This is a genomic window from Pseudomonas nitroreducens (assembly GCF_024170165.1).
Taxonomy (GTDB): domain Bacteria; phylum Pseudomonadota; class Gammaproteobacteria; order Pseudomonadales; family Pseudomonadaceae; genus Pseudomonas; species Pseudomonas nitroreducens_C.
Map to the genome: position 1 here is coordinate 18,079 of NZ_JALJXP010000012.1, position 18,626 is coordinate 36,704.

The following is an 18,626-nucleotide window of genomic DNA, read 5'->3' on the forward strand; positions in this document are numbered from 1 at the left end:
CGCTGCCAGCCGTCGGCCAGCGCTCAATTTCCCGCCCCATCCGCCGATAGCGCGTTATCGGTCGCACCTCCTGCTGCATCGTTTCAGCTTCGAATCCGAACCCAGGCTTTCCACTCGTCCGATTCCCGCTCTGTGGCGAGGGATTCGCGGGCGCAGCGACCGACAATGATGGCAATTTGCAGCCATCCTGTGTTTTGCTTCCCCCAGTCTCGTCTTCCACCGGGCCTTCGGCACGCAGTACGGTCTTCGTTCAATGCTCGATCTGCAGCGATATTTCTACAGCGGCGACACCCCTTCGCTGCTGGTTTTCGGCGAGCACAACACGGCGCTGGTGGCGCTCTCCATCCTCATCGCCATCTTCACCTCGGCCATGGCCCTGCAGCTGTCGGGCGTGGCGCGGCTGGCGCGCAGCCCGTTCTACCGTCAACTGGCCATCGGCACCGGCGCAGTGGCGCTGGGCGGCGGCGTGTGGGCGATGCACTTCATCGGCATGCTGTCCTTCCAGCTCTGCGCGACGGTGCGCTATGACCCGCTGATCACCCTGCTCTCCGGCCTGCCGAGCCTGTTCGCCTCGTGGATCGCCCTGAGCCTGCTGGCGCGGCGCAACGTCAGCCGCCTGCAACTCATCGGCGGCGGCGTATTGGTCGGTGCCGGCATCGGCTCCATGCACTACAGCGGCATGGCCGCCATGCAGATGGCCCCGCTGCTGCGCTACGACCCGTGGATGTTCGCCCTGTCGATCCTGGTCGCCGTGGTGCTGGCGGTGATCGCGCTGTGGGTGCGCTTCGGCCTGCGCGGGCGGATGCGGCCGAACCTGACCATCCTGGTCAGCGGCGTGGTGATGGGCCTGGCGATCGCCGGCATGCACTACACCGGGATGGCCGCGGCGCGCTTCGTCGGCACCGAGGAATTCGGCGTCCCGCAGGGCGTGCAGGGCAGCTTCTGCCTGGCGATGGCGGTGTCCATGGCCACCATCAGCCTGAGCATCTGCGTCGCCGCGGTGAATGGCCTGCTGCGCTACCGCCAGCTGTTCCAGGAACTGCAGCGCCGGCGCAAGCACCTGGATTCGCTGCTCGACGCCGCCGTCGAGGCCATCCTCACCATCGACCACACTGGCGTGATCCGCTCGGTCAACCACGCCGTGCTGCGCCTGTTCGGCTGGCACCCGCACGAACTGGTCGGCCAGAGCATGCAGGTACTGATGAACGAGGCCTACGGGCACCAGTTCCGCATCGCCCTGGAAAGCTACAAGCGCAGCGGCGAGCGCCAGTTCCACAATTCCGAACTGGAGCTGGAAGGCCTGACCCGCGACGGCCGTGAATTCCCCGCCCGGGTCAGCCTCGGCGTCACCGATCACGACGGCAAGCCCTGGTTCGTCGTGTTCGTCGCCGACATCAGCGAGCGCCGCGTGATGGAGCAGGCCCTGCGCACCAGCGAGGAACAGTACCGCTCGCTGATCCGCAACATGCCCGGCATCGCCTTCCGGGTGCTGCCGGACGACGTCTGGAGCACGCTGTTCGTCAGCGACGCGGTCGAGGCCGTCACTGGCTGGTCGGCACAGGACTTCATCGACCGGCGTATCACCTTCGGCGAGCTGTATCACCCCGATGACCAACCGGCGGTGAACGAAGAAGTCCGCCGTGCCATCGCCGAGCGCCGCAGCTACGTCGTCGAGTACCGCATGTTCGACCGCAGCGGCGCCGAGCATTGGATCTGGGAAGGCGGCAGCGCCTGCTACGACGAAGCCGGCAAGCCGCAGTGGATCGACGGCGTGCTGCTCGACCAGACCGAAACCAAGCTGCTGAGCAACGAGTACGAGGGCAAGGTCACCGCCATCGGCCGCGCCATGGCGCTGATCGAGTTCGACCTGGAAGGCCGCGTACTCGCCGCCAACGAGAACATCCTCGAACTCTTCGGCTACACCGAGGCCGAGGTGCTGGGCCAGCACCACAGCCTGTTCTGCCCGCCGGACGTGGCCGCCAGCGCGAAGTACCAGGCATTCTGGCAGGGGCTGCGCGACGGCGAGTACAGCGCCGGCGAGTACCGCCGCCTGGCCAGGGACGGACGCGAGGTGTGGATCCACGCCACCTACAACCCGATCCTCGATTTCGACGGCAAGCCGGTGAAGGTGGTGAAACTGGCCACCGACCTCACCCCGCGCCGCGTCATGGAGCAGGAGCTGCGCAGCGCCCGCGACCGCGCCGAACAGGCCGCTGCCGCGCGCAGCAGCTTCCTCGCCAACATGAGCCACGAAATCCGCACGCCGATGAATGCCATCATGGGCTTCACCGAACTGCTGCTGGATTCGCCGCTGGAAGAGAACCAGCGGCGCTACCTGAGCACCGTGCAGAACGCCTCGCGCTCGCTGCTGGGTCTGCTCAATGACATCCTCGACACCGCCAAGCTCGACCGTGGCGCCATCGAACTGGAAGCCCTCGACTTCTCCCTGCCGGAGCTGTGCGAGCAGGTCTGCGCGGCGCTGCGGCTGTCCGCCGAGCGCAAGGGCCTGAGCCTGCAGATCGACTACGGCCAGCGCGCCGGCGAGTACTTCCAGGGCGACCCGCTGCGCCTGCAGCAGGTGCTGACCAACCTGCTGGGCAATGCGGTGAAGTTCACCGAGCGCGGCGAAGTGCGGCTGATCATCAGCGGCGAACCGGGCGCCCTGCGCCTGGCCATCCGCGACACCGGCATCGGCATCGCCGCCGACCGCCTGGAGCGCATCTTCGACCCCTTCGCCCAGGCCGACGCTTCCATGAGCCGGCGCTTCGGCGGCACCGGGCTGGGCACCACCATCTCGCGCCAGCTGGTGGAGCTGATGGGCGGCCGCATCACCGTGGAGAGCCGGGTGGGCCAGGGCAGCGTGTTCACCGTCGACCTGCCGCTGCCGGCCGGCCGCAGCGTGCAGCCGACTACTCGCAGCCACGCACCGAGCCTGCCGCCGCTGCGCATCCTGGTGGCGGACGACGTACCGCAGAACGTCGAGCTGCTGGAGCTGAACCTGCGCCGTCTGGGCCACCGCCCGCACAGCGTCGGCGACGGCCAGGCCGCCGTGGAGGCCTACAGCGGGCAGGACTTCGACCTGATCCTGATGGATGTGCAGATGCCCGGCATGGATGGCCTGGAAGCCACCCGGCGGATCCGCGGCATCGAGCAGGAGCGGGGCGCGGCGGCCGTGCCGATCATCGCCCTCACCGCCAGCGTGCTCGACCGCGACCGGCAGAACGCCCTGGACGCCGGCATGAACGGTTTCGCCAGCAAACCGCTGGACCTCGCCGGGCTGCTGGATGAAATGGCCCGTCTGCTCGGCGCCGCCCCGGCGGTACGCAGCGCACGAGCCAGCCAGCCCGCAACGCTGGCGACCCTGGACTGGAACGCCGGCGCGCACCTGTGGGGCGGCCCGCTGCCCATGGCGCGGGCCATCGTGCGCTTCCTCGACGAGCAGGAAGCTGGCCTCGCCACTTTGGAAAGCGCCGTGATCGACGGCGACCGTGCCGGCATCACCGCCCTCACCCACCGCCTGCGCGGTGCCGCCGCCAACCTCGCGCTGCCGCGTCTGGCCGGCGCCATCGGTGCGCTGGAAGGTGCCGCCGACCACGGTACGGCTGAGCAGCTGGGCACGGCACTGGAGCAAGTCCGTGCCGAGTTCGCCACCGTCCGCGAATCGGTGCCGCTGGTGCCGGAAGCAGTTGCCGAGGCTGTCGGCCAGGTCGTTGGCGAGACTGCCTCACAGGACCTGCGCGACGCGCTGCAAGCCCTGCAACTGGCCCTCTCCCGTGGCGGCCTCGACGACCAGGCGCTGGAACGCCTGCGCCTGGGCACCGCCCAGGGCGAGCACCGCGAGGCCTTCGAGGCCCTGCGCTACGCCATCGACGATTTCGACTTCGACCAGGCCCTGGAATGGGTCCGGACCCTCGGCACCCGCCTGGAGCGAGCATGACCCAGACCGCCCAAGATCATCGGCCCTGCCTGCTGCTGGTGGACGACGAAGCCACCAACCTCCAGGTACTGCGCCACATCCTGCAGGACGACTACCGCCTGCTGTTCGCCAAGGACGGCGACAAGGCGCTGGAGCTGGCCAACCGCGAACGCCCGGACCTGGTCCTGCTGGACGTGATGATGCCCGGCATGACCGGCTTCGAGGTGTGCCAACGGCTCAAGGCCGAGCAGAGCACCTGCGCGATTCCGGTGATCTTCGTCACCGCCCTGGCCGACGTGCCGGACGAGGCCAAGGGCTTCGAGGTCGGCGCGGTGGACTACATCACCAAGCCGGTGAGTCCGCCCATCGTCAAGGCACGAGTGCGCACACACCTGTCACTGGTCCGCGTGGAAGAGCTGCGCGAGACTCGCCTGCAGATCGTCCAGCGCCTGGGCAAGGCCTCGGAGTACAAGGACAACGAGACCGGCCTGCACGTCATCCGCATGAGCCACTACGCGCAGATTCTCGCCCGCGCCGCCGGCTTCGCCGAGAAGGCCGCCGACGACCTGCTCAACGCCGCGCCCATGCACGACGTGGGCAAGATCGGCATTCCCGACGCCATCCTGCAGAAGCCGGGGCGCCTGGAAGAGGACGAATGGGCGGTGATGCGCCAGCACCCGGAGATCGGCGCGCGGATCATCGGCGAGCATGATTCGCCGCTGCTCACCCTGGCCCGCAGTATCGCCCTCACCCATCACGAACGCTGGGACGGCACCGGCTATCCCAACGGCCTGCGCGGCGAGGATATCCCCGTGGAAGGCCGCATCGTCGCCATCGCCGACGTGTTCGACGCGCTGACCAGCGTGCGCCCCTACAAGCCGGCATGGAGCGTCGAGGACGCAGTGGAGCTGCTGCGCCGGGAGAAAGGCAGCCAGTTCGACCCGGAGCTGGTAGAGCTGTTCCTCGGCTGCCTGCCCGAGATCCTCGCCGTGCGCGAGCGCTGGGCCGACGCCGGCTGAACGGCGAGCCGTGCAAATCCTGCTTTACTCTCAGGCCTTCCCCCCTGCCGAGAACAAGCAAGATGAATGCGAAACAGCACGACACCCTGCTGGCCATGCTGCAGGCCCGCTTCGACCAGCATCCCGAGCGCCACAAAGGTATCGACTGGGCGGACGTCCAGGCGCGCCTGAAGAGCGCCCCGGCCAAGCTCAAGGCCCTGGAGCAGATGGAAGCCACCGGCGGCGAGCCCGACGTGGTCGGCCGCGAGAGCGCCAGCGGCGCCATCCTGTTCTTCGACTGCTCCGCCGAAACCCCGGCCGGCCGCCGCAGCCTGTGCTATGACCGCGAAGCGCTGGACGCACGCAAGAAGGACAAGCCCGCCGGCTGCGCCACCGAGTTGGCCGCGCAGATCGGCATCGAGCTGCTGGACGAGGCGCAGTACCGCCAGTTGCAGGAGCTGGGCAGCTTCGACCTGAAGACCTCCAGCTGGCTGCGCACCCCCGGCTCCATGCGCAAGCTGGACGGCGCACTGTTCGGCGACCGCCGCTACGAACGGGTCTTCACCTACCACAACGGCGTGCAGTCGTATTACGCGGCGCGGGGCTTTCGCGGCGTACTGAAAGTCTGACGGAAGGCTTGATGTAGTCCGTTTCTGAACGATTCCTGTACCGCCGCTGAACTTTCCCAGGGCCGCCCGGCGGCCCTTGATACAGGTCAGGCGAATTCCTCCGGGTGGCGCGCAGCCTTGTCGCACCCCACTCGATGACGAGGAATCTTCCGTGAAAACCCCCGCCTGCCTTCTGCTCGCCAGCCTGCTGGTCGGTTGCGGCCCGACGCCTCCGGTGCCGGCCGACAGCGTGCGCCCGGTGAAGCTCTACAGCGTGCCCGCCGCGGCCGCCGAAGGTGTGCGTCAGTTCCCCGGCCAGTTGGTGGCCTCGGATGAAGTCGACCTGTCCTTCCGCCTCGCCGGGCATCTCAAGACCCTGGCGGTGAAGACCGGCCAGCGCGTGGAGCGTGGCCAGCTGATCGCCGAACTGGACGACGCCGACCTGCGCCTGCGCCTGCGTGACCGCGAGGCCACCTTCAACCTGGCCCGCGCCCAGTACCAGCGTGTGGCCACGCTCAACGAGCGACAACTGGTCGCCCGGGCCGAGCTGGACCAGCGCAAGGCCCAGCTGGATTCCGCCGAGGCCGCGCTGAAACTGGCCCGACAGGAACTCGGCTATGCGCGCCTGACCGCTCCGTTCGGCGGCGTCATCGCCCAACTGCCGGTGCAGAACCACCAGATGCTGCAACCCAAGCAGACCGTGGCGATCCTGCAGTCCGCCGACAGCTACGACGTACAGTTCCAGCTGCCGGAAAGCCTGCTGGAGCGCGTCGACGGCGCCAGCCTGCGCACTGACTACCAGCCCATCGTGCGCCTGGCCCGCGTGCCCGGCCGCGATTTCCCCGCGCAGTACAAGGAGCACAGCACCCGCCCCGATCCGGCGACCCTGAGCTACACCGTCACCCTGACCCTGCAGCGGCCGCAGGACGTCACCCTGCTGCCGGGCATGAGCGCCACCGTCGAGGTGGACTTCGCCCAGCTCGGCCGCGACACCCAGGCCATCCTGCGCATTCCGGTGGAAGCGGTGTTCAGCGCCGATGACGGCGCGCCGGGGCAGAGCCAGGTGTGGGTGGTCAAAGGCCAGGGCGACAGCCTGCACGTCGAGCGCCGTACGGTGCAGCTCGGCCAGCCGGGCGCCGCCGGCATCCAGATTCTTTCCGGGCTGGAGCCGGGCGAACACATAGTCGCCGCCGGCACCGCCGAGCTGCGCGAAGGCCAGCGCGTGCGCCCGTGGCAACGCGAACGGGGGCTGTGATGGACATCAGCGGCTATTTCATCCGCAACAAGGTCAGCAGCTGGATCGTCATCCTCCTGCTGGCCCTCGGCGGCCTCTACGCGATCCTCGAGATCGGCCGCCTGGAAGATCCGGCCTTCACCGTGAAGACCGCCGTGGTCGCCACCCGCTACGCCGGCGCCTCGCCGCAACAGGTCGAGGAGGAGGTCACCTACCCGCTGGAGAACGCCATCCAGCAGCTGGCCTACGTCGACAAGCTCACCTCGATTTCCAGCGCCGGGCTGTCGCAGATCACCGTCAACGTGAAGCCGCAGTATCGCGCCGGCGAACTTCCGCAGATCTGGGACGAGCTGCGGCGCAAGGTCAACGACCTCGCCCCGCATCTGCCGCCGGGCGTTGCGCCGCCGCAGGTGAACGATGATTTCGGCGACGTCTACGGCATCCTCCTGTCGCTGTCCGGCGACGGCTACAGCTACCAGGAACTGCGCGACTATGCCGACTACCTGCGCCGCGAGCTGGTGCTGGTGCCGGGGGTGAGCAAGGTGGTGGTTTCCGGGCTGCAGGCCGAGCAGGTTCAGGTGGAAGTCTCGCGGGAGAAGATGAACGCCATGGGCGTACCGCTGCAGCGCCTGGTGGACCTGCTGAACCGGCAGAACGTGGTGTCCGACGCCGGCAGCCTGCGGGTCGGCAGCGAGAGCATCCGCCTGCACCCCACCGGCGAGTTCGCCGACGTCGGCGAGCTGGAGCGCCTGCTGGTCAGTGCACCGGGCAGCGCCCAGCTGATCCGCCTCGGCGACATCGCCATGGTGCAGCGCGGCTTCACCGACACGCCGAGTCACCTCTGGCGTGCGGACGGCAAGCCGGCGCTGGCACTGGGCATCGCCTTCGCCCCGCAGGTCAACGTGGTGAAGGTCGGCGACGCGCTGCACCAGCGTCTTGACCAGCTGGAAAGCGAACGCCCGGCGGGCATGCAACTCACCCCCTTCTATGACCAGGCCGTGGAAGTGCACGGTGCGGTCAACGGCTTCCTGCTCAGTTTCGTCACCGCGCTGGCCATCGTCGTCGGCACGCTGCTGGTGTTCATGGGCCTGCGCAGCGGGCTGGTGATCGCCGGGGTGCTGGCGCTCAACGTGCTGGGCAGCCTGCTGCTGATGTACCTGCTGGGCATCGAGCTGCAGCGCATCAGCCTCGGCGCGCTGATCATTTCCCTGTGCATGCTGGTGGACAACGCCATCGTCGTGGTCGAGGGCGTGCTGGTCGGCCGCCTGCGCGGCCAGGGCATCGACGCCGCGATCCGCCACATCGTCCGCCTCACCGCCCTGCCGCTGCTCGGCGCCACGGTGATCGCGGTGCTTGCCTTCGCGCCCATCGGCCTGTCCTCGGACTCCACCGGCGAATACTGCCGCTCGCTGTTCGACGTGCTGCTGGTGTCGCTGCTGCTCAGCTGGATCACCGCCATGACCCTGGCGCCGCTGTTCGCCCGCTGGGCCTTCGCGAAGATGCCGGTGCAGGCGGACAGCGCCGAGCCGCACAACGGCTGGCTGTACCGTACCTACCGCGGCCTGCTGGAAGCCTGCCTGCGCCAGCGCGCGCTGACCCTGGGCGTGCTGGCGGTGGCGCTGGCTGCCTCCCTGCTGGGCTTCTCCCAGGTGCGGCAGAATTTCTTCCCGCCGGCCAACACGCCGATGTTCTTCGTCGACCTGTGGCTGCCCCAGGGCACCGCCATCGAGCACACCCGCGACTTGGCCGCCGAGATCGACCGGCACATCACCGCCCTGCCGGGTGTGGAGCGCACGGTGACCAGCATCGGCCAGGGTGCGCCGCGCTTCATCCTCACCTACGGCGCCGAGCGCCAGCATGCCAACTACGCCCAGGTTCTGGTGCGCACCGAGAACCGCGCGCAGATTCCGGGGTTGATCGCCGACCTGCAGCACTACCTCGACGAGAACTACCCGCAGGTGCAGACCGGCCTCAAGCGCCTGATGTTCGGCCCCTCCAACGGCAGCGCCATCGAAGTGCGCCTGACCGGGCCGGACCCGCAGGAACTGCGCCGCCTCGGTGCGCAGGTGGGCGACATACTCGCTGCCGACCCGGTGGCCACTGGTGTCAGCCACGACTGGCAGGCCCGCGCGCTGCTGGTCCGCCCGCAGTTCAACGAGGCCCGCGGCCGCGAGCTGGGCATCGACAAGCGCGACCTCGACAGCCTGCTGCGCATGAGCTTCAGCGGCCTGAGCGTGGGTATCTACCGCGACGGCACCCAGCAGATGCCCATCGTTGTGCGCGAACGCGATGTGGACGCCGGGCAGATCAACGACCTGATGCTGTGGAGCCCGGTGAGCCAGCGCTACCTGCCCATCGAGCAGGTGGTCGGCGGTTTCGACAGTGTCTGGGAGGACCCGCTGATCCTGCGCGAGGACCGCAAGCGCACGTTGACGGTGATGGCCGACGTCGCCCCGCAGAGCGGTGAGACCTCCTCGCAACTGCTGGGCCGGGTCCGCCCGCAGATCGAGGCGCTGCCGCTGCCGCCGGGCTACGAACTGGCCTGGGGCGGCGACGTGGAAAGCTCCAGCGACGCCCGCAACGGTGTGCTCGGCAGCCTGCCGATGGCCTTCCTGGCGATGTTCATCATCACCGTGCTGATGTTCTCCTCGCCGCGCAAGGCGCTGCTGATCTGGCTGACCGTGCCGCTGGCGATGATCGGCGTAACGCTGGGCTTCCTGCTTACCGGCATCCCCTTCGGCTTCATGGCGCTGCTGGGGCTGCTGAGCCTGTCCGGCATGCTGGTGCGCAACGGCATCGTGCTGCTGGAGGAAGTCGACAACCTTGCCGAAAGCGGCCAGCCGCCGCGCGAGGCGCTGGTGAATGCTGCCTGTGCGCGCCTGCGGCCGATCTGCCTGACCGCGCTGACCACCATCCTCGGCCTGGCGCCGCTGCTGCTGGACGCCTTCTTCCAGAGCATGTCGGTGGTGATCATGTTCGGCCTGGGCTTCGCCACGCTGCTGACGCTGATCGTGCTGCCGGTGTTGTATGCCAGCGCGTATCGCCTTGGCAGCGCGGAGGTAAGCGCGCGCTGATTTGGCAAGATTCGTGGGGGGACTGACGTTGCCGCCAGCGTCGGTCACCGCCACACTCGTGGCATCCAATGAACGAGCCCTGCCATGGAATCGCCGCGCCGCATCGCCTGCCTGCTCTACCCCGAGGTCATGAGCCTGGACATCACCGGGCCGCTGCAGGTATTCGCCTCCGCCAACGTCGAGCGCCAGCGCCAGGGCCTGGCGCCGCTCTACGAGTTGCTGGTGCTGGGCGAACAGGCCGGGCCGGTGGCGACTTCCGCCGGGATACGTATCTGCGCTGACCAGGCGTGGCGCAAAGTCGACCCCGCGACCCTGGACACCCTGCTGGTGCCAGGCGGCCTGGGCGTTCCCGATCAATGCCAGAACAGCGAGCTGCTGCACTGGCTCGCCGCCGCCGAGCCCCAGGTGCGCCGGCTCGGCTCGGTGTGCTCCGGCGCGCTGATCCTCGCGGCTGCCGGCGTGCTCGACGGTCGCCCGGCCACCACGCACTGGGCGGATGTCGATGAACTGTGCGCGGGCTTCCCCGAAGTCCTGGTCCAGGGCGACCGCCTGCATACCTATGATCCGCAGCGCCGCGATGGCGACGACCACGTGTTCACCTCGGCGGGCGTCACCGCCGGCATCGACCTCGCCCTGGCACTGGTCGAGGCCGACCTCGGTCGCGCGCTGGCACTGGCGGTCGCGCGGCGTCTGGTGATGTTCCTCAAGCGCCCTGGCGGGCAGGCGCAGTTCAGCCACTGGCTGACCCCGGAGCCGACACGTACGCCGCGACTGGCCGCACTGCTGGAGTGGATACCGGCGCACCTGGGCAACGACCTGTCGCTGGAAGCCCTGGCCGAGCAGGCCTGCATGAGCCCGCGCACGCTCTCGCGGGTGTTCATCAGCGAACTGGGCATGGGCCCCGGCCGCTACGTCGAACGGGTACGCCTGGAGGCGGCGCGCGCGCTGCTGCAGGACGCCCAGGCATCGATCAGTACGGTGTCGCGCCTGTGCGGCTTCGGCCATCCGGAGAATCTACGCCGGACCTTCCACAAGCATCTGGCGATCAGCCCCCAGGAATACGCCGAACGCTTCGGCCAATTGCACTGACAACCACCACCCTCCAAGGAGAAGGCCATGCTAGAACTCCGCCCCGGCTGTGAATGCTGTGACCGCGACCTGCCCGGCGACAGCGCCGACGCGCTCATCTGCAGCTTCGAATGCACTTTCTGCCGTGATTGCGCCGAACAGGTACTGCACGGCAAGTGCCCGAACTGCGGTGGCGAGCTGGTGCCGCGCCCCCGCCGGCCGCTGGAAGAGCTCGCTGCCAATCCGGCCTCGACCCAGCGGGTGCTCAAGCCGGCAGGCTGCCAGGGATGACTCCTGTGTCGGCAAGGAGCTGTAGGGCGGATAACGCTTGCGGCGTTATGCGCCCTACGTGACTGAAAGTCTGTGCCAGGATTTACCCTCTCCCCCGCCCTCTCCCTGAAGGGAGAGGGAGCTATCCGTGCCGGCTGACGCCGTGGTTTCAGCCGGCACCGAACCAGTCCCCTCTCCCTTCAGGGAGAGGGTTAGGGAGAGGGCAAGCCCCCTCGCAGGATTTCATGCAGGAGCGGACTCCGTCCGCGATGGGGCCGCATCACGCCGATGCCCTCTGCGTATGCATCGGGCGCCGGCCCTGCCGGCGGTTCGCGGGCAGGGCCCGCTCCTACAGGAAGCTGCAAGCAGGGAGCGGAAACGAAAAAGGCGACCCGAAGGTCGCCTTTTCGCTGCTTGATCGCCTGACTTAGTAGTAGGCGTTCTCGCGATTGCTGTGGTCGGTGACGTCACGTACACCCTTCAGCTCCGGGATGCGTTCGATCAGGGTCTTCTCGACGCCATCCTTCAGGGTCATCTCAACCGCGCCGCAGCCCTGGCAACCACCACCGAAACGCAGCACGGCGATGTTGTCCTCGACCACGTCCACCAGGCTCACCTGGCCGCCGTGGCTGGCAAGCCCCGGGTTGATCTCGGTCTGCAGGTAGTAGTTGATGCGCTCGGTGAGCGGGCTGTCTTCGTTGACCATCGGCACCTTGGCGTTGGGCGCCTTGATGGTCAGCTGGCCACCCATGCGGTCGGTGGCGTAATCGACCACGGCGTCGTCCAGGAACGGCTCGCTGACGGCGTCGATGTAGGCGGTGAAGGCTTTCAGGCCGACCGGGGTGTCTTCCGGCTTCTGCTCGCCCGGCTTGCAGTAGGCGATGCAGGTTTCGGCGTACTGGGTGCCCGGCTGGGTGATGAAGATGCGAATGCCGATGCCGGGAGTGTCCTGCTTGGACAGCAGCTCGGCCAGGTAATCCTGTGCGGCTTCGGTGATGGTGATAGCGCTCATGGCAACTCCTCGCAAACGTGGCGCCAGTTTACGCCATTCGGGGGGCAGGTAGAAAGCCCTACTGTTTTAGTAGGAATAATTCGCAGCTGGGCTGGATAGCCTGTAGCAGGAGCGAGCTTGCTTGCGAACAGCCCCGCTGCGGGGGTTGGTTCGCGAGCAAGGACTCGGCGTCCCCCTCGCTCCTACATGTCCGGCTTAAAGGTTCTCGTAGCGGTTCATGTCCAGCACGCCCGCCTCCACCGGCTCGGTTTCGTGCAGGTAGGCGTCGAGGTCGTGGAAGTAGAACCAGAACTGCGGATGGCTGCGGCGGATACCCCAGCGGTCGGCGACCTTCTCGAAATCCTCCGCGCTCTTCACCTGCTCCAGCGCAGCGACGAAATCGCCCACCTCAGCGGCCTTCAGGTTGAACATGAAGTTCGGGTAGCTCGACAGCACGCCGGGGTAGATGGTCAGGGTGTCCAGCCCCGGCTGGTAGCGCAGGGATTCACCCGCGATGAAAGCAACGTTGCTGTGCGCGCGGTTGCGCAGCACGGTGTAGATTTCGCGCTGGCCGTCCGGCAGTTCAACGCGCAGCATGGTCGCTTCCGGGAACTGGTCGATCACCGGCAACCCGGCCGCAGGGCGGCTGACCAGGCGGCTGAAGGCCTGTTCGGCGTCCTGCAGCGGCGCAGCGACAGTGCTGCGGTAGCAGGCGCCGTTCTCGCACAGGTTGATCGGGTCGGGCCGCGCATTGAGCGCCACGTAGTTCTTCAGCAACTGCTTGGCGAACGCCTGCTTGGCGCCCTTCTCCGGCAGGAACAGCCCGGTCGGCGCGTCGCTGTCGTTGTTGTAGTAATCGGCCCACATCTTCAGCTTGCCGCTGCTCTGGTACCAGTCATCGAGCAGCTTCTTGCGATCGCCGACGGGCATCAGGCGCAGGAAGTTCTGCTCGGCGCCGTTGCGGATCAGGTCGAAATACAGGCGGGTCTGCGCCTGGTGGGCGACGTTGCCGAACACGTCGAAGTTCACCACCAACCCGTAGTAGGTGCGCTCCAGCAGCGGGTAGTCGAGCCACCAGATGGTCTGTGGCACGCCACCGATCAGGCCCTTGCGCACCGAGGCGCTGTCGTACTGGCGGAAGATGCTCAGCACGGCGTTGTCGTTACCGGCCCAGATATCCGCCCAGGTCGGCGCCGGCGCATCGTCATAGACGTCCTGGCGCAGCTCTTCGTACCGGTTGCGCTTGTCGCGGTAGGAGCGCCACTGCGACAGCATGGCGCCCATGTCGTCGATCTGCCCCGGCAGCGCCAGCAGCGGCGAGGCCTGGTGCTGGAATTTCGGGTCGGTAACGTAGAGGTCGTGGTCCGGGTCCTGGAACAGCGCCCAGAAGTTGTCGCGGATCACGTCGGTGGCGATCTGCCCGCGGCACACCGGCCCGCGGATGAAGGTGCGGACGAAGTATTCGGCGTTGTCCAGCATGAACTGGTAGCGCGCCCGCGCCGGGATCGCCTCGAAGGTCACGAAGGGGTTGGCGCGGTGCTGCAGGCCGTAGCCCGGCACCTTGTCGGTGTTCCAGGCGGTACCGTAGAACAGCTCCTGGTTGCGCTTTAGACGGGCCTCGTTGAGCGGATAGGTGATGTGCGTCTTGTGCACGATTACGCCCTGGATGGGCCACAGGCGGTAATAGAAGGTATTGCCCGGGTCATCGTTGGGGCGGCGCGTGGCGATCGGATCGATGGGCTGACCGCTGGGCGTGCGCGAACGTACCAGCTGGAAGAAATGCCCCGGCTCGCCGTGCTCGGTGAAATACAGGTGGGCAAGGAACAGGTGCTCGTAGATCCAGCGCGACACCAGGCTCTGGCGCGCACCGGGCTGGTTGAGGAAGCTTTCCCAGCCGGCAATCTGCGCCGCCTCGCCGCTGCCCGGCTGCCAGGCCTTCTCGTCCACCGGCGCGCCCTGGGCCAGCCAGGTCTTGATGGTCGAAAGCTGCTTGTCGGTGAGGCCGGTGACGGCGAAAGGCATGCCGCTGCGCGGGTTCTTCGCCACGAAATCGTCCATGGAGTCAGGTGTCGGGCACTGGTTGGTGCGGTAGATCGACAGGTCCAGCCCGTCGGGAATCTTCGCGTTGGGCACCAGCGGGTGCTCATGGCCCAGGTCGATCATCCGCGCCATCAGCGCCGCCTGGCTGCCGCGGCCATCGAGCACCGACCAGAAGTCCTTGCGCCGCCACTCATCGGCACCATGGGCGTCGAGGAACAGCCGGGTGGTCTCCTGCGCCTTGGTCCGCCCACCGTCGTACACCGGCAGCTTGTTCGCCCCGCGCTGCGCCCCTTCGGCAGCGGTCAGGTTGAGCTGGCACGGCGAGTCGTAGCAGGCGTGGCAGGCCACGCATTTCTCGGTGAAGATCGGCTGGATGTCCTTGGTGTAGGACAGCCCTCCCGCCTGGGCCAAAGCCGAAAACGCCAGGGACGCAATGAGCAACGTGAAGCGGGCTCGCAGGGACATGAAGGACTCCGGACATCAGGATGGAGCGGATTCTAGCGGGAGTGCCGGCGCAATGCGCTCCAACCAAAGACTGAACATGAGGAATCTTCATGTAAAACCGCGCGCGGTCAAATTTCCTGCAGCTTTGTTATCATCAGCGACCTTTCGTCACGCCTTTTTCCGAGACCTCCAATGATCGACCGTGCCGCACGCCTGCAAGCCCTCCAGCAAGCCCTCAAGGAGCGCATCCTGATCCTCGATGGCGGCATGGGCACCATGATCCAGAGCTACAAGCTGCAGGAAGAGGACTACCGTGGCGCGCGCTTCGCCGACTGGCCGAGCGACGTGAAGGGCAACAACGACCTGCTGCTGCTCAGCCGCCCGGACGTCATCCAGGCCATCGAGAAGGCTTACCTGGACGCCGGCGCCGACATCCTCGAGACCAACACCTTCAACGCCACCCGCGTGTCCCAGGCCGACTACGACATGCAGGAACTGGCCTACGAGATGAACGTCGAAGGCGCGCGCCTGGCCCGTGAAGTGGCCGACGCCAAGACCGCCGAGACCCCGGACCGCCCGCGCTTCGTCGCCGGCGTCCTCGGCCCGACCAGCCGCACCTGCTCGATCTCCCCGGACGTCAACGACCCTGGTTTCCGCAACGTCACCTTCGACGAACTGGTGGAAAACTACAGCGAATCCACCCGCGGCCTGATCGAAGGCGGCGCGGACCTGATCCTGATCGAGACCATCTTCGACACCCTCAACGCCAAGGCGGCGATCTTCGCCGTACAGGGCGTCTATGAAGAACTGGGCGTCGAGCTGCCGATCATGATCTCCGGCACCATTACCGACGCCTCCGGCCGTACCCTGTCGGGCCAGACCACCGAAGCCTTCTGGAACTCGGTGCGCCACGCCAACCCGATCTCCGTCGGCCTGAACTGCGCCCTCGGTGCCAAGGAATTGCGCCCCTACCTGGAGGAGCTGTCGACCAAGGCCGCGACCCACGTTTCCGCGCACCCCAACGCCGGCCTGCCGAACGCCTTCGGCGAGTACGACGAGACCCCGGCGGAAATGGCCGTGGTCGTGGAAGAGTTCGCCGCCTCGGGCTTCCTCAACATCATCGGCGGTTGCTGCGGCACCACGCCGGGGCACATCGAGGCCATCGCCAGGGCCGTAGCCAAGTACGCCCCGCGCGCGATTCCGGAAATCCCCCGCGCCTGCCGCCTGTCCGGCCTCGAGCCGTTCACCATCGACCGCAGCTCGCTGTTCGTGAACGTCGGCGAGCGCACCAACATCACCGGCTCGGCCAAGTTCGCCCGGCTGATCCGCGAGGAGAACTACGCCGAAGCGCTGGAAGTCGCGCAGCAGCAGGTGGAAGCCGGCGCCCAGGTAATCGACATCAACATGGACGAGGGCATGCTGGACTCGAAGGCCGCCATGGTCCGCTTCCTCAACCTGATCGCCTCCGAGCCGGACATCTCCCGCGTGCCGATCATGATCGACTCCTCCAAGTGGGAAGTGATCGAAGCGGGCCTCAAATGCATCCAGGGCAAGGGCATCGTCAACTCCATCTCCATGAAGGAAGGCGTCGAGCAGTTCAAGCACCATGCCCGCCTGTGCAAGCGCTATGGCGCTGCCGTGGTGGTGATGGCCTTCGACGAAGCCGGCCAGGCCGACACCCAGGCGCGCAAGGAAGAAATCTGCCAGCGCTCCTACGACATCCTGGTCAACGAAGTGGGCTTCCCGCCGGAAGACATCATCTTCGACCCGAACATCTTCGCGGTCGCCACCGGCATCGAGGAACACAACAACTACGCGGTCGACTTCATCGAGGCCTGCGCCTACATCCGTGACAACCTCCCCTACGCCCTGACTTCGGGCGGGGTGTCCAACGTGTCGTTCTCGTTCCGCGGCAACAACCCGGTGCGCGAGGCGATCCATTCGGTCTTCCTCTACTACGCGATCCAGAACGGCCTGACCATGGGCATCGTCAACGCCGGCCAGCTGGAGATCTACGACGAGATCCCCAAGGAGCTGCGCGACAAGGTCGAGGACGTGGTGCTCAACCGCAGCCCGGATGCCACCGAGGCGCTGCTGGCCATCGCTGACAATTACAAAGGCGGCGGCGCAGTCAAGGAAGTGGAAGACGAAGAGTGGCGCAGCCACAGCGTCGAGAAGCGCCTGGAGCACGCGCTGGTCAAGGGCATCACCACCTTCATCGTCGAGGACACCGAGGAGTGTCGGCAGAAATGCGCGCGCCCCATCGAAGTCATCGAGGGCCCGCTGATGAACGGCATGAACGTGGTCGGCGACCTGTTCGGCGCCGGCAAGATGTTCCTCCCGCAGGTGGTGAAGTCCGCCCGCGTGATGAAGCAGGCGGTGGCCCACCTGATCCCCTTCATCGAAGCGGAAAAAGGCGACAAGCCCGAGGCCAAGGGCAAGATCCTCATGGCCACCGTGAAGGGCGACGTACACGACATCGGCAAGAACATCGTCGGCGTGGTGCTGGGTTGCAACGGCTACGACATCGTCGACCTGGGCGTGATGGTCCCGGCGGAGAAGATCCTGCAGACCGCCATCGCCGAGAAGTGCGACATCATCGGCCTGTCCGGCCTGATCACCCCGTCGCTGGACGAGATGGTCCACGTCGCCAAGGAAATGCAGCGGCAGAACTTCCACCTGCCCCTGCTGATCGGCGGCGCCACCACCTCCAAGGCGCACACCGCGGTGAAGATCGACCCGCAGTACAGCAACGACGCCGTGGTCTACGTCACCGACGCCTCCCGCGCAGTGGGCGTGGCGACCACCCTGCTGTCCAAGGAAATGAAACCCGAGTACACCCGCAAGCTGCGCGAGGAGTACGCGGAAGTCCGCGAGCGCACCGCCAACCGCAGCGCGCGCACCGAACGCCTGAGCTACGAGCAGGCCATCGCCGCCAAGCCGAAGTTCGACTGGGCCGGCTACCAGCCGCCGGTGCCGAGCTTCACCGGCGTCAAGGTGCTGAATGACATCGACCTCAACGTGCTGGCCGAGTACATCGACTGGACGCCGTTCTTCATCTCCTGGGATCTGGCCGGCAAATATCCGCGCATCCTCACCGACGAAGTCGTGGGCGAAGCGGCGACCAGCCTGTTCAACGACGCCCAGGCGATGCTGAAGAAGCTGATCGGCGAGAAGCTCATCCGCGCCAAGGCAGTTTTCGGCTTCTGGCCGGCCAACCAGGTGCACCACGACGACCTGGAAGTCTATGGCGACGACGGCCACAAGCTGGCCACCCTGCACCACCTGCGTCAACAGACCATCAAACCCGACGGCAAGCCGAACTTCAGCCTGGCGGACTTCGTCGCGCCCAGGGACAGCGGCGTCAAGGACTATGTCGGTGGCTTCATCACCACCGCCGGCATCGGCGCCGAGGAAGTGGCCAAGGCCTATGAGGCCAAGGGCGACGACTACAACGCGATCATGGTCAAGGCCCTCGCCGACCGCCTCGCCGAGGCCTGCGCCGAATGGCTGCACGAACGCGTGCGCAAGGACTACTGGGGCTATCAGCCCGAGGAGCACCTGGACAACGAGGCGCTGATCAAGGAGCAGTACGTCGGCATCCGTCCGGCGCCCGGCTACCCGGCCTGCCCGGACCACACCGAGAAAGGCACGCTGTTCAAGCTGCTCGACCCGAAAGGCGACTCCGGCGTGACCCTGACCGAGCACTACGCCATGTTCCCCGCCGCCGCCGTCAGCGGCTGGTACTTCGCCCACCCGCAGGCGCAGTACTTTGCCGTGGGCAAGGTCGACAAGGACCAGATCGAACGCTACAGCGCGCGCAAGGACCAGGAAATCACCACCAGCGAGCGCTGGCTGTCGCCGAACCTGGGTTACGACAACTGATCACGACGACTGCCGGATGGCCGGCAGTGCCGTGACAATCCGGAACGCGAGGCCAATCGACCGGCCTCGCGTTTTTCATTCAGGGACCTTGCTATTTC

The 18,626-nt window shown here is 67.0% G+C and carries 10 protein-coding genes; 8 read left to right on the plus strand and 2 right to left on the minus strand.

All coding sequences use genetic code 11. From position 1 onward, the window contains the following. Window positions 1-253 precede the first annotated feature (253 nt). From J2T47_RS21940 to J2T47_RS21970, 7 genes are all read left to right on the plus strand, one after another. Window positions 254-3,937: a PAS domain S-box protein gene (locus J2T47_RS21940; protein ID WP_253451600.1), complete on the plus strand. Its 3,684-nt coding sequence runs from the start codon at window positions 254-256 to the stop codon at window positions 3,935-3,937. Beyond that, window positions 3,934-4,935 carry a response regulator gene (locus tag J2T47_RS21945; RefSeq protein ID WP_253451602.1) on the plus strand — a complete coding sequence of 334 codons (1,002 nt, stop codon included), beginning with the start codon at window positions 3,934-3,936 and terminating at the stop codon, window positions 4,933-4,935. Before J2T47_RS21940 ends, J2T47_RS21945 begins: the two co-directional genes overlap by 4 nt. A 62-nt stretch (window positions 4,936-4,997) precedes the next feature. Further along, window positions 4,998-5,543, plus strand: a complete 546-nt coding sequence (locus J2T47_RS21950; protein ID WP_253451604.1) for a DUF4256 domain-containing protein — start codon at window positions 4,998-5,000, stop codon at window positions 5,541-5,543. Between the two features lie 151 nt (window positions 5,544-5,694). After that, on the plus strand, window positions 5,695-6,777 hold the full coding sequence (locus J2T47_RS21955) for an efflux RND transporter periplasmic adaptor subunit (RefSeq protein ID WP_253451606.1): 1,083 nt from the start codon (window positions 5,695-5,697) through the stop codon (window positions 6,775-6,777). Beyond that, window positions 6,777-9,830 carry an efflux RND transporter permease subunit gene (locus J2T47_RS21960; protein WP_253451608.1) on the plus strand — a complete coding sequence of 1,018 codons (3,054 nt, stop codon included), beginning with the start codon at window positions 6,777-6,779 and terminating at the stop codon, window positions 9,828-9,830. Before J2T47_RS21955 ends, J2T47_RS21960 begins: the two co-directional genes overlap by 1 nt. Before the next feature lie 84 nt (window positions 9,831-9,914). Continuing rightward, entirely contained in the window at window positions 9,915-10,919 is a 1,005-nt protein-coding gene (locus tag J2T47_RS21965) for a GlxA family transcriptional regulator (protein ID WP_253451610.1), read from the plus strand. A gap of 27 nt (window positions 10,920-10,946) precedes the next feature. Next, a complete protein-coding gene (locus J2T47_RS21970; protein WP_253451611.1) occupies window positions 10,947-11,189 on the plus strand; it encodes a DUF1272 domain-containing protein in 243 nt (80 codons plus the stop codon). A 406-nt stretch (window positions 11,190-11,595) separates the two neighbouring features. Here J2T47_RS21970 and nfuA read toward each other — a convergent pair whose 3' ends face one another. Continuing rightward, window positions 11,596-12,180 carry a Fe-S biogenesis protein NfuA gene (gene nfuA / locus J2T47_RS21975; protein ID WP_253451613.1) on the minus strand — a complete coding sequence of 195 codons (585 nt, stop codon included), beginning with the start codon at window positions 12,178-12,180 and terminating at the stop codon, window positions 11,596-11,598. A gap of 195 nt (window positions 12,181-12,375) precedes the next feature. Continuing rightward, entirely contained in the window at window positions 12,376-14,664 is a 2,289-nt protein-coding gene (locus J2T47_RS21980) for a fatty acid cis/trans isomerase (RefSeq protein ID WP_253451615.1), read from the minus strand. 171 nt (window positions 14,665-14,835) lie between these two features. Here J2T47_RS21980 and metH point away from each other — a divergent pair, with 171 nt between their 5' ends. Then, window positions 14,836-18,528 (plus strand): methionine synthase, encoded by a 3,693-nt coding sequence (gene metH, locus J2T47_RS21985; protein WP_253451617.1) that lies wholly within the window; start codon window positions 14,836-14,838, stop codon window positions 18,526-18,528. Window positions 18,529-18,626 lie beyond the last annotated feature (98 nt).